The following is a 12,320-nucleotide window of genomic DNA, read 5'->3' as shown; positions in this document are numbered from 1 at the left end:
GCATGGCATGTGTCGTTAATCTTTTATTTCTGGCAGCATTTTACTTAAGGTTAGTGTACTTTGTTTACATTGGCAAATGAATTTTCGGATAAAAGCCTACAGTTCCTCAAAAAAAATGTGTTGAGTTTAATGTTCAAAACACTTTTTTTTCAGGCTTTTAACTTATTTCAAATTGGTGTATACTTGGTCTACAAGCATTGCGATTGCTTTCTTTATCTGGTTTCTTCCGGTTTCACCTTTAATGTCTATCCCGCAAAAGGTATTTCCATTAATTTCTGCACAGAGATTGATGTAATAAGTACCAGCAACAATAATTGCCATTGTTGCCCGCGAATCTTGTGAGTTTTCTGCAAAATAGGGGTCCATAATGTTTTGTAGAATAAATTCGCCATTTGCTTCCTGGTCGTCGTTAAGTTTTTTTAAAGAATTTCTTGACTCGGATAATCGCCATAACAGAACTTTTTGAAATTCTTTATTTTCAAAAACATAATCAAATTGTTCCAATACAGCATTGGTGATGAATTCTTTTCCTCCATCGGTTATCTCACTAGGTTCGATTTCACTTTTTACATTGCTCCAGAAATCTTGTGTTTTAATGTATTCATCCAAAAGTCCTTCTAACCCACCAAAGTAATTGTAAATCAGTTTTTTATCTAATCCAGTAATTGATGCTATATTGTTTATTTTTAAGGCAGAATAGCCTTCCGTTCTTAATATTTTTCCTACTGCATCTAGGAATTGCTGTTTACTATTTTCTTTATTTCGGATTTTTGCAGGGATGGTTTTCATAAAAATTTCATTAAAAAAAATAACAATCCATATTGTCACCGAGTGGTGACTTTATATATATTTGTAGTCGTTTTTTAAAAACAAAAGTAATTGAATCTATATAATATTGTTATAATTAAATTATGAAACAGACATCATACGTTTTTTCGGTTTTGCTGGTTTTGATTTTTACAGCTAGCCAATTAAACGGAAAAACATTTCTTCCAAAAACTGAGAAAAATTATATTTTTTTCATCCACAACAAGTTTTTAGAGGAAAATCCTGATCAGACTTTTACTGAAAAATACAATGTTACAGTCGATTATAAAGGTATTGTCAATTCATTTAGAAAGGATGGATTTGTAGTTTTTAGCGAAAAAAGAAATCCGAAAACCAACGAGCACCAGTACGCAAGAAAAATCGTTGCTCAAATCGACAGTTTGATTTCTAAGGGTGTACAACCCAATCACATTACTGTTGTTGGCACTTCAAAAGGTGGTTATATTGCACAATTTGTTTCCACTTTTGCGAAAAATCCGGATTTGAATTTTGTGTTTATCGGTAGTTTTCAAGATGAAGATATTGCAAGAATTCCAGACATTAATTTCTGCGGGAACGTTCTTGCGATTTACGAAAAATCGGATATTTTCGGTGTTTCGGCTATTAAACGAAAGCAAACCTCAAAACTAAAAATTAATCGATTTAAAGAAATAGAGTTAAACACTGGACTAAAGCATGGGTTTTTATATATCGCATCTGATAAATGGATTAAACCATGCAAATTGTGGGCGAAGAGAAATTATAACTTAAACTAGAGATTATTTTGGTGTGATGTACAGAGATTATTTGCCAGAATATTTATATTATCAGTTTGATTTAAAATAGAAAAATTTACAAGCTAAAGCTAAAAAGGAACTCACAACAAAACATGAAAAATATGCAATACATGAGACAGTTTCTCTCAATTTTCGCATTTCTATTACTTTTTACAAATAATGTAAATGCCCAAACCAAGCAAATAAAACAAATTGATTCTTTGATAAAATTTTATAATAAGACTGGTGCTTTTAATGGAAATGTTTTGGTCTCAAAAAATAATAATATCATATACAATTCTTCCTTTGGTTTTACCGATGCCACAAAAACAAATAAATTAACGACTGATTATCGGTTTCATATTGGTTCAATTACAAAAGAATTCAGTGCGGTAGCTATAATGCAGTTGAAAGAGCAAGGTAAATTGAATTTGGATGATAAAGTTTCCAAATTCATTCCCGAATTACCAAAATGGGCAAATGAAGTTTCGATTAAAAATTTGTTGCAATACACTAGCGGCATTCCTAATGTAAACTGGAAAAATATTAAAAATGATAAAGACCTTTTTGATGGTTTAATGAATGTTGATACACTCGATTTTAAACCGGGAACATCTTATAATTATAACAGTAATAATAATCTTTTTTTAAGACAGTTTATTGTAGAACGATTAGCCAAAATGCCATTTAAAGCATATGTAGAAAAATTTATATTTAAACCATGTAAAATGAATTCTTCTGTGATGACACCTTTTGAAAATGGAGAAAAAATAGCAAAGGGATTTAGTATTAATTTGATTCCCGATAAAGCTGATTTACCCATTACAGGTGGAACTTACATTACTACAGCGGATTTATTGAAGTGGGCAAATTGTCTTCACAAAAATAAAGTCATCAGTAAAAAATCACTTTACGAGTTAAGTTTGCATTTTGATTTGCCAGAAACGCAATCTGCTTTGGGAGAGGCAGAATTTATAAACGGAAATTTAATTAAACACCTGCACGACGGAAGAGCCGGCAATTATGAAGCCATTTTAGTTTCGGATATAAATGAAAAGTTTACGATAATTCTGTTAAGCAACAATTATAGCGGAAAAGTTTTTGAGATATCGGATGTAATCGCAGCGATATTAAAAGGTGAACACGATAGTTTTCCGAAAAAGTAAATAAAAAACATTACCAAACCTTCGAAAAACTCACCGGGATTATTAAAGCTAACTATAACGAAGAAGTTTGTAAACTAATAAATAAAGAGTAATATGATTTAGTTAACCTAACGGACTTTTATTTTGAGTGAGCGAATTGTTAAAACAAAAAAGGATTGAACTGGAAGCAGTTCAATCCTTTTTTGTGATTATTGTTGCTGCATTTTTGCAGGATCATCATAATTTACCATCCAGTTAATGCCGAATTTATCGGTAAACATACCGAAGTACGCACCCCAGAATGTATCGCTCATTGGCATAGTTGCTTGTCCGCCTGCCGAAAGGCCATCGAATAATTTATCTGCCTCTTCTTTACTATCTGCATTTATCGAAACTGAAAAAATATTTCCTTTTACAAAATAAGATTCATATTGTTCGGCGTTATCGCTTCCCATTAAAACTGAAGAACCTGTAGGTAGCGAAACATGCATTACTTTGTTCTTATCCGCTTCTGATACCGGAAATTCATCACTTGGCGGCATTTCGCCGAAACGGCCGATGTAAGTAAAATCTCCTCCGAAAACAGATTTATAGAAATTGAATGCTTCTTCGCAATTTCCATTAAAATTTAAATAGGTGTTTGTTGTTGCCATGTTTTTATATCATTTATTTGTTTTGTTTTTAACAATTAACGGTGTTGATCTATCAACACAGGGTTCCCATCAGGGTCTGTAAGGGTTATGTAAGCAGGTCCGCTATCACCTTTTGGTGTTTCATTCAGTTGCAGTCCGTTAGCTGAAAGTGTTTTGGCAATGTCGCGAACATCAGTAAAAGTATCTACAGGCTGAGCTTGTTGATTCCAACCTGGATTGAATGTGAGCATATTTTTTTCGAACATACCTTGAAACAGACCGATAACTTTGTCTTCATTTCTTAGTACTAGCCAATTCTGCTCTATGTTTCCACTAGTTTCGGTAAAGCCCAGTTTTTCGTAAAATGCTTTAGATGCGTGGATATCTTTCACAGCAAGGCTGATGCAAAATGCACCCAAGTTTACAGTATTCATAAGTTAGTTTTGTTTGGTACTCTAAATTAGAATAAATTATTCCCAGCTGCAATTTTTATTTTTAACAAAAGGATAAGATTTTACCAAGATTATTTTGATTAATTGCAATATTATAATTTTCTAGAGTCGGCGAATTTTAAACCATTTCCAGCGAATTATAATTTAACCTTTGCGAATAGTAAGTGCATATTGTATCTAGAATTAGTGATGATTAGATTGGTTAAATAAAAATAAATTAAGCCATGATTTTTACAGAAGATACCTTACAAAAACTTGAAAACAATTCGGAAATTAAAAAGAAGTATGCTGGTGCCGGTAGTTGGGGACAAAATAAAATAGTTTATTTACCTACACTTTTGGGGGTATTTAGTGCTGCTGGAAGCTATTTTATGTACGAATTATCTAAAATGGATAGCAGTTATAGTATTTACATTTACGCATGCTTATTTGTAGCTGTAATTTGTATAATTGCTGTAGTTCAGATTCAAAAAAATGCGAAGAAAAAAGTATTGGCAACCATAGAAAATGTGCCTGTTTGTATTGCCAAAAAGGTTTATGGTAACGATAATGCCGAAATATATTATGGTATTTACACTACAGGAAACAGACGACATGATATAGATTTTATAGAAAGCATTGCTGATAAAATATTTAACATTGAGTTTGAAACAGATGAGAAAATAAAGCGCAAAATAAGAAATATGTTTGGAGAGAAATTTGCTGCACCAAATGCACTGTCCATTCTTTTGCCAACTGCTTTTACAGAGGGTGAAAATGTTTATCAGGGACAATTCAGGTTTCAGCATATTGGACAGGAAATGAAGAATATTATCAGCAATAATAATGATCAATTTATTGTTGTTGCTTTTAATTACACAAATGCTCAGCAGTTAAGGCATGCAGATTTAGTGATTTAAAAATGAAGTTTCTTAGCGATGTGTGCTTCTATAAATTTTAGCAAAAGATTGCACAAGAGAATACTTGAAACAAAAAACGAGACAAACAGCGAAAAAAACTGGCTTGTCTCGTGTGGTGCTCCCGACGAGATTCGAACTCATATCGATGGTACCGGAAACCATAATTCTATCCATTGAACTACGGGAGCATTTGGCTGCAAATATAGGGATTAGGACTTTATTTTTTCTTGTTTAGAGAAAAAGTTCCATTTAGAGGGAATTTTAAAAGATTTACTTCAACAATGAACCAAATTTCTTTTAAAAAGTAGGAAAAAATTAAAATAGTATGAATGTACTTGATTTACTGCATTTACTTTCCAAACCAATCAAAATCCATTTGGCTTACATTGTTTTTTCTTGATGAACTCACTGCAATGCCTTTTTCTGTATTTTCACCAAAAACAAAACCTTCCAATTCATCGGCCTTGTCGGTATCAATAATTTCAATTACCGATTCTTTGCCACTGGCGATGGATTTTTCCAAATCAAGAAAAGTTAAGCGCCATTTACGCCCTTCGATTTGGTTTTGAACAAGCACTAAAATACCTTTTTTATCTAACCAGTAAAGATTTTGAACCCAGGCAGAGCAAGTAAATTTCTTCACCAATACACCTTTCTCATTTGTGCTTTTAGCTTTTGCTAAAAGTGTTGGGTCGTATAATCTTACTTCGTTGTTTTTATCGCCGTAATCGGCAGTGGCAACAAACCATTTACCTTTATATTTAACGTATTCTGGTCGCGTACCTTGTATACAGGCATCATCATCAATGGTCGAAATCAAATTTTCATCAAGTGTTTTCTTCTTTAAAAAGCCTTCCCAGTTTATCTGGTTAATTACAGCCTTCCACTTTGTGCCTTCAGGATTTAACCTAACAGAATTTCCAACAAAAGTTGGTAAACCTTTATGGTAAGCAATTCCAGTTGGATGTTTAATTGCATTAGCTCCGTTAACTGTAAATTTATATTCCTGTCCATCGTAGGCAAGCGAATCACCTGTTAAATTATAGCTTCTCATTACACCAACTTCTCTATCGCCATATAAAAAGTATTTTCCGTTTTGATGAGAAACTCCTTGGCAGGCACCAAGTGAATCTAAAGTTGTTGTTCGGTTTATTTTACCAACTATTGAGCTCTTAAAACTAAACATCAATAAAAAACCTGTAACGTATAATGGTGCTGATAACTTCATTTAATAAAAATTCTATACAACTAAAAAAATGCTGAATGCAAAACCTTACCTGCATCGTTTTACAAACTAAGGGCTAAGTGGTTAAGTAAATATTAAATCCGTGTTATTTCTTTCGTGCTGTAAACAATCTGTTTTTGTGGCTTGGTTTGGTCTTAACATTATTTTAACGATAGCTGCTGGTTGTTGTTTTAGAGTTAATGTAATGGATACATAGTGTTAAAAGTACACAGTTAGTTTTGCCCCATCAAAAACGCTTCTGCCAAACAAATTTTTGAACATTAAATAAATGCCTATGTGAATTTGAAAATCACCAGTCCTTTCAAAAACATAAACAAATTTCTATTTCTAAATAATTACTAATTATAATAAAGATGATATCATTTTTTTCAGCATCGGGTATTAAAAGTATCTGCCGGAAATTGCTCTTGCCTATTGGTTTATTGGCCGTATGCAATTCTTCAGCTATTGCGATGAGCAATGGTAAGTTGGTTTCGACATTAAAATTAAGCAACCGCTTTTTAGCCATTAGCGGAACAGTAACAGATGAAAAAGGCGAGGCACTTCCGGGTGTGAGCGTTTACGATAAGCAAACCAGAAAAACAACTTCAACAGATGCCAATGGTAAATTTACTATTGATGTGCCTTCTGGAGCTACTTTGGTATTTTCGTTCATCGGTTACGAAACGCAAGAAGTTGTGGCTTCAAGCAGTAAATCGATTAACATTAAACTTAAAGAAAGTAGCAATACTTTAAATGAAGTTGTTGCCATTGGTTATCAGAAGATTAGAAAATCTGACGTTACCGGTGCAATCAGCAGCGTTAAAGCAAGCGAAATGAACTTAACTTCGCCCACAATTGGTCAGGCTTTAGTTGGTAAAGTAGCTGGTGTTCAGGTTTCTCAAACGAGTGGTGCGCCTTACGCCGGAACAAAAATTCGTGTTAGAGGTGTAGGTTCAATCAACGCAAGTTCTAATCCTTTATATGTTATTGATGGTTATCCTGCTGGAAACAATGTATTTGTTAACCCAGAGGATATTGAAACTATAGATATCTTAAAAGATGCGGCTTCGGCAGCAATTTACGGTTCAAGAGCATCGGGCGGTGTGGTAATGATTACTACAAAAAGAGGTAAGGATGGTAAAGGTCGTTTTCAATATGATGTTCAGGCAGGTATAACCCAATTGCATAAAAAAGTAAAGTTGCTTGATGCTACACAGTTTATTCAGTTGATGATTGACGGACGTAACAATGCCTATAAAGATTTAGTTGTAAATGGTGGAAGAATTACCTGGAACGATTCGATGTTTTCGGATAATAATACAACACGTACAACAAATGTTGGTAATAGTTCATCAGTTAGTATTCCTACTGATATTTACAATTTCGCTACGCAAACCGCAATTGCACCTGCATACGATACCGATTGGCAAGATGAATTATATCGCAATGCTTTCTTTCAACGTCATAATCTTGCATTCTCTGGCGGAAACAAAGACATTAAATATTTTGTAAGTGGTGGTTACCAGGATCAGGATGGTATTGTAACCAATACGGCAATGAGGGCATTAAACTTCCGTTCGAATATTGAAGGAAAAATTAGCGAAAAGTTAAAAGTTGGTGCAAATATCTCCTTAACACAAACTAATAATAAAGAAGTTGGCGAAGGACGCTTTAGTCCGATGATGTCGGCTTTGCTTTATTTACCATACTTACCTGCAAACGATGCTAACGGCAATCCAATTAAATACGGAATGTCTGCTTTAGCCAATCAGTTTGGTTACCAGGGATTAGAAAATCCGGTAGCAACTGTTAATGAGATGAAAGTTAATCGTTTAGGGAATCGTAACACCTACAACGCTTATGCAAACTACGAGATAATAAAGGGTTTAAACTTCAAAGCTAACTTAGGAACAACAAACTACAGTGAGAAATATGATTTTTATCGCCCGACAAGTTTAAGTAATGGCGGTGGTAATGCTCCAGGTTCGCCATCATCAATCGCGGCTGCAAATTCAGTTGCTCAAAATTTAACACAGGTTGATAAACTTGCCGAGTTTACTTTAGATTACAACAAAACTATCGGAAAGCACAACTTTGATATCTTGGGTGGTTATTCTGCTCAACATACTACAAGCGATTTAGTTAGAGTAACTGCAACAGGTTTTACAAGCGATAAAATTGGCGAAATATCTGACAAAGGTGCTGCGCCTACAGATTTCGTTTTGAACAATGCAAATAAATCAGTTACAACTTTACTTTCTTATTTTGGCCGTGTAAGTTACAACTTCGATAGCAAATATTATTTAAGTGGTACTTTCCGTATGGATGGTTCATCTAGATTCGGACCGAATAACAAATGGGGTGCATTCTCTTCTGTAGCAGCAGGTTGGAATTTATCTCAGGAAAGTTGGTATCAGGATTTCTTAGGCAAAGGTTCGTCTGTTAAATTAAGAGGAAGCTGGGGTTTAAGTGGTAACAACAACATCGGAGATTATAACCATACTCAAACTATGAGTTCGCCGGGTGGCGTAGTATTCGGATCAGGTAATGCAATTGCAACTGCTGTTTGGGCAGGAGGTATTAAGGACCAAAATTTAGGTTGGGAATCTACTTCGCAATATAACTTCGGTACAGATTTAAGTTTCTTTAACGGTCGTTTATCGTTTATTGCAAATTACTATTACAGTTTATCGTACAACTTATTATTTAATCAGCCAATTTCAGCTATTTCTGGTTCATCAACCATTTTAACCAACTTAAGAGATAGTAAAGTAAGAAATAAAGGTTTCGATTTCCAGTTAGATGGACGCGTGGTTAGCACGAACGATTTTAACTTAGGTTTAAGCGGAAACATCTCATTCAATAAAAATAAAGTACTAAATCTTGGTGGTAACAGCACAATTTTTAGTGTTGGTGCAGAAAGACAATACATTACTCACGTAACACAAGAAGGTCAGTCGATTGGTATGTTTTACGGTTACCAGGTTGCGGGTAGAGTTACGCCAGAATTGTTGGGTAAAGTAGCCCCATCTTCAGCTCAATCTAATCCGTACAAAGTTGGCGATTTATATTTCGAAGATACCAATGGTGATGGTATTGTGAACGATGCCGATAAAAAAGTAATCGGTAATCCTTATCCTGATTTTACTTATGGTTTTTCGTTAACTGCAAATTATAAAGCGCTTGATATTCGTGCTTCATTCAATGGTTCTCAAGGTAACGATGTTTTAGATGGTCAAGATTATTATTTGTACAACTTTGAAGGTTCTGGCAACCAGTATGCTGAAGTTGCAAATCGTTACAGAAACGAGGCAAATCCTGGAAGTGGTTTAAACTACAGAGCATCTCGTGCAGGTACGCAAAGTAACAGTACCCGTTTATCTTCATTTTATGTTCAGGATGGTTCTTATTTAAGATGTACGAACATCACTTTGGGCTATAATTTCCCAAAAAATATTGCTAAAACTTTGCATGTAGAAAACATCAGGATTTTTGGAAGTGTAGATAACGCCTTTACGATTACTGATTATAAAGGTTACAATCCTGAGGTTGATTATAACGCAGGTGCTAACTTAACTCCGGGTGTAGATTATGGAAATTATCCTTTAGCAAGGGCTTACAATTTGGGTGTTAAATTAACTTTCTAACTGCCTTAAATCATTAAAATATATCAAAATGAAAAGAAATATATTCATAGTTTTTATCGGACTAATTTCGTTATCAGCCTGTAAAAAAGATTTCCTTGAGCAAACCGACCCAAATGCGGTAACGGTTGAGCAATTTTTTACTTCTCCGAATGATGTTTTATTAGCGGTTAATGGTGTTTATCAATCGTTAAGAAGTGGTAACAACATCGGCGAAGGCAGTAATTTATACACGGAGCAACGCTCTGATAATACTGGCATAAATGATAACCAATCTAACGCTGGTGAGCCTTTCCAATTTGGCGACTTTAGCATTTTACCAAGTAACACATATTTAAAAAGTCACTGGGTAAGTTTATATTCTACCATTACCAGATGTAACGTAATTACCTCAAATATTGATAAAGTTACATTTCCTAATGCTGATTTAAAAGCGCAATATCTGGCAGAAACGAAATTTATTAGGGCATTAATGTATTTTCACTTAGTGAGAAAATGGGGTGATATTCCTTTGGTAACTAAACAATTAACTAGTAATGATGAAGTTGTTGCAAACACTTACAGACAACCGCAAGCTACGGTTTATACACAAATTGTAACCGATTTAAGAGAAGCTTTGAATAGCAATTTATCTAATCTGGCAACAGGGGCTAATGCAGGTCGCGTTTCTAAAGCTGCAATAAATGCATTGTTAGGTCAGGTTTATTTAACTATGGCTACGACTTTAGAAAGTGGTAAAACTGAAAATTTGGCAAATGCAAATACTTATTTATTAGCGGCTTACAACATGAAGAGTTTTGCATCACTTGCAACTGTTCCTTATGCTGATGTATTTGATGTAACTAAGAAAACAAACAATCCGGAAGTTATTTTTGAGATTGTAAACCTTCAGGGCAACATTACTTATGCTTCTAGTATTGCGGCAAATAATCAGGCTTTCGGCGAAACCATTAACTCGAGAAGAGCACCAACTGGTGTTGGAGGTAATGTTACTCCAGATTTAGTTTTAGATTACGAAACGGGCGACCCAAGAAAAGATTTCTCCATAAAATATGCTGCTGATACACGTGTGTTAGACTGGTTTATTACCAAATATCGCGATGCAAGTGAAGCGGCTACCGTTAACGGATACGGTGGAAATAACTTCCCTTTAATTCGTTTTGCTGATGTTATTTTAATGCTTGCAGAAGTGAATATGTTACAAGGTAATGATGCAGCTGCCATTCAGTATTTGGATATGGTTAGAGCAAGAGCAGGCGTTCCACTTTATGCTGTAGCGAGAAATAATGCAGCTTACACTTCAAAATATCCAACACTTAAACTAGCGATTTTACATGAGCGTAGGGTAGAGTTGGCCTTCGAAAACCACAGATGGTTTGATTTGTTGCGTAATTTTACCGCTGCAGAATTGGTAACTTATTTCAGAGCTAAATCTCAGGCAAACTTTGGTAATGCAAGGTTAAGTAATTTCACTACAAAAGATAGGTTTTATCCAATTCCTTTCGATGAATACAAATTAGATCCTTCTAAAATGTATCAAAACCCTGGTTATTAATTATTAAACTTTGGCAAACAAACTAGAGGTTGTATCATAAACCAATTTAACCTTGGGTTTTGTCACGTTGAACTTGTCGAAACGCCTTTTAAAGTAGTTTTTACAAGTCCTTCGACAAGCTCAGGATGACATATTGTATTTATGATACAGCCTCTTTTTATATTAATTTAGATGATGAAGAACAAATTCTCAATATTGGTTTTAGCAACGTTACTTATTAATTTTGCAACCGCTTTTGCTCAAAATCCTTCAACAAAGCTTAATAATTTATTTAAGGAGAAGAATAAAGAAATTTTGGTTGCTGCACATCGTGGCGATTGGCGTAATGCCCCTGAAAACTCAATGAATGCTTTGCTTTACTGTATCGAAAAACGTTTCGATATGATGGAGCTGGATGTTAAAATGACGAAAGACAGCCAAATGGTTGTGATGCATGATAACACAATCGACCGAACAACAAACGGTAAAGGAAAAGTGAGCGATTACACATTAGCTGATTTACAAAAGTTAAGATTAAAAAACGGTTTGGGAAGAGTTACTCAAAATCAAATCCCAACTTTTAAGGAGATGATGTTGGCGGCCAAAGGCAAAATTTTAATTAATGTTGATAAAGGAAACGACCACTTAAATGAGGTTTTTGCGGTACTTAAAGAAACTGAAACTCTAAATCAGGCAATTGTGAATATTGGAGATAACATTGATTTATCTAAGTTAAATTCAGAAGCGAAAATCCCGGAAAATGCCTCGATAATGGTTGTGGTAAATATGGTTAATCAAAATGCTTTGGAAATTATTAAAAGTTACGAAACTTTTCCAAGAAGTGTAATCCAACCAATTTTTAATACTGATACTTTAGCGAATTTAAACGAGATTCCAGCAATCGCTAAAACTCAGGTAATTTGGTTAAATAGTTTGTGGCCAAGTTTAAACGGCGGCCATGATGATGATAGGGCAGTAGAACTAAAACAAGAAGAAGAAAGCTGGGGATGGTTAATCAAAAAGAAACCATCTATTTTGCAAAGCGACAGACCAACCGAATTAATGAATTATTTAAAGAAGAAAAAACTTCACAATTAAATGAAAGTCAGGTTATGCCTGACTTTTTTATGTAGATATTTTTTGATAGGAAATTAGTTGTGTGCCTAGCGTCCTTTACTAGTTTAAGTGTTTAAACGAATCACT

The 12,320-nt window shown here is 34.4% G+C and carries 10 protein-coding genes and 1 tRNA gene; 6 read left to right on the top strand and 5 right to left on the bottom strand.

Translation table 11 applies throughout. The annotated features are described in order from the left end of the window. Window positions 1–162: 162 nt before the first annotated feature. Window positions 163–789 (bottom strand): TetR/AcrR family transcriptional regulator, encoded by a 627-nt coding sequence (locus tag ACO05K_RS09540; RefSeq protein WP_421944211.1) that lies wholly within the window; start codon window positions 787–789, stop codon window positions 163–165. Window positions 790–911: 122 nt separating this feature from the next. On the opposite strand from ACO05K_RS09540, the gene ACO05K_RS09535 reads away from it, so the two are divergent. Together ACO05K_RS09535 and ACO05K_RS09530 are read left to right on the top strand one after the other, a co-directional pair. Next, on the top strand, window positions 912–1,583 hold the full coding sequence (locus ACO05K_RS09535) for a hypothetical protein (RefSeq protein ID WP_421944210.1): 672 nt from the start codon (window positions 912–914) through the stop codon (window positions 1,581–1,583). Between the two features lie 131 nt (window positions 1,584–1,714). After that, on the top strand, window positions 1,715–2,749 hold the full coding sequence (locus tag ACO05K_RS09530; RefSeq protein ID WP_421944209.1) for a serine hydrolase domain-containing protein: 1,035 nt from the start codon (window positions 1,715–1,717) through the stop codon (window positions 2,747–2,749). A gap of 188 nt (window positions 2,750–2,937) precedes the next feature. Here the strand turns inward: ACO05K_RS09530 and ACO05K_RS09525 are convergent, their stop codons facing one another. Both ACO05K_RS09525 and ACO05K_RS09520 read right to left on the bottom strand, forming a co-directional pair. After that, window positions 2,938–3,381: a VOC family protein gene (locus ACO05K_RS09525; protein ID WP_421944208.1), complete on the bottom strand. Its 444-nt coding sequence runs from the start codon at window positions 3,379–3,381 to the stop codon at window positions 2,938–2,940. 35 nt (window positions 3,382–3,416) lie between these two features. Beyond that, complete coding sequence (locus ACO05K_RS09520; RefSeq protein ID WP_421944207.1) at window positions 3,417–3,794, bottom strand: VOC family protein; 378 nt, start codon at window positions 3,792–3,794, stop codon at window positions 3,417–3,419. Between the two features lie 242 nt (window positions 3,795–4,036). Here ACO05K_RS09520 and ACO05K_RS09515 point away from each other — a divergent pair, with 242 nt between their 5' ends. Further along, window positions 4,037–4,711 carry a hypothetical protein gene (locus tag ACO05K_RS09515; RefSeq protein ID WP_421944206.1) on the top strand — a complete coding sequence of 225 codons (675 nt, stop codon included), beginning with the start codon at window positions 4,037–4,039 and terminating at the stop codon, window positions 4,709–4,711. 113 nt (window positions 4,712–4,824) lie between these two features. On the opposite strand, the gene ACO05K_RS09510 is transcribed toward ACO05K_RS09515, so the two are convergent. Beyond that, window positions 4,825–4,899: transfer RNA gene (locus ACO05K_RS09510), tRNA-Arg, on the bottom strand. 161 nt (window positions 4,900–5,060) lie between these two features. After that, window positions 5,061–5,939, bottom strand: coding sequence for a hypothetical protein (locus ACO05K_RS09505; RefSeq protein WP_421944205.1), 879 nt, complete (start codon window positions 5,937–5,939; stop codon window positions 5,061–5,063). Between the two features lie 371 nt (window positions 5,940–6,310). Between ACO05K_RS09505 and ACO05K_RS09500 the strand changes: the two genes are divergently transcribed. The 3 genes from ACO05K_RS09500 to ACO05K_RS09490 all read left to right on the top strand — a co-directional run bounded on the left by ACO05K_RS09500 (window position 6,311) and on the right by ACO05K_RS09490 (window position 12,215). Then, window positions 6,311–9,586 (top strand): SusC/RagA family TonB-linked outer membrane protein, encoded by a 3,276-nt coding sequence (locus tag ACO05K_RS09500; protein ID WP_421944204.1) that lies wholly within the window; start codon window positions 6,311–6,313, stop codon window positions 9,584–9,586. A gap of 28 nt (window positions 9,587–9,614) precedes the next feature. Next, window positions 9,615–11,138: a RagB/SusD family nutrient uptake outer membrane protein gene (locus ACO05K_RS09495; RefSeq protein WP_421944203.1), complete on the top strand. Its 1,524-nt coding sequence runs from the start codon at window positions 9,615–9,617 to the stop codon at window positions 11,136–11,138. 171 nt (window positions 11,139–11,309) lie between these two features. Next, window positions 11,310–12,215 (top strand): glycerophosphodiester phosphodiesterase family protein, encoded by a 906-nt coding sequence (locus ACO05K_RS09490; protein ID WP_421944202.1) that lies wholly within the window; start codon window positions 11,310–11,312, stop codon window positions 12,213–12,215. Window positions 12,216–12,320 lie beyond the last annotated feature (105 nt).

The sequence above is a fragment of the Pedobacter sp. genome (assembly GCF_965227205.1).
Taxonomy (GTDB): Bacteria; Bacteroidota; Bacteroidia; order Sphingobacteriales; family Sphingobacteriaceae; genus Pedobacter.
Note: the sequence above shows the minus strand (reverse complement) of the source record. Positions and strands in the feature narration are given on the sequence as shown.

Bases quoted from the DNA above. Each gene is read 5' to 3' on its own strand.
- ACO05K_RS09540 (WP_421944211.1), bottom strand. From the start codon at position 789: ATGAAAACCATCCCTGCAAAAATCCGAAATAAAGAAAATAGTAAACAG.
- ACO05K_RS09535 (WP_421944210.1), top strand. From the start codon at position 912: ATGAAACAGACATCATACGTTTTTTCGGTTTTGCTGGTTTTGATTTTT.
- ACO05K_RS09530 (WP_421944209.1), top strand. From the start codon at position 1,715: ATGAGACAGTTTCTCTCAATTTTCGCATTTCTATTACTTTTTACAAAT.
- ACO05K_RS09525 (WP_421944208.1), bottom strand. From the start codon at position 3,381: ATGGCAACAACAAACACCTATTTAAATTTTAATGGAAATTGCGAAGAA.
- ACO05K_RS09520 (WP_421944207.1), bottom strand. From the start codon at position 3,794: ATGAATACTGTAAACTTGGGTGCATTTTGCATCAGCCTTGCTGTGAAA.
- ACO05K_RS09515 (WP_421944206.1), top strand. From the start codon at position 4,037: ATGATTTTTACAGAAGATACCTTACAAAAACTTGAAAACAATTCGGAA.
- ACO05K_RS09505 (WP_421944205.1), bottom strand. From the start codon at position 5,939: ATGAAGTTATCAGCACCATTATACGTTACAGGTTTTTTATTGATGTTT.
- ACO05K_RS09500 (WP_421944204.1), top strand. From the start codon at position 6,311: ATGATATCATTTTTTTCAGCATCGGGTATTAAAAGTATCTGCCGGAAA.
- ACO05K_RS09495 (WP_421944203.1), top strand. From the start codon at position 9,615: ATGAAAAGAAATATATTCATAGTTTTTATCGGACTAATTTCGTTATCA.
- ACO05K_RS09490 (WP_421944202.1), top strand. From the start codon at position 11,310: ATGATGAAGAACAAATTCTCAATATTGGTTTTAGCAACGTTACTTATT.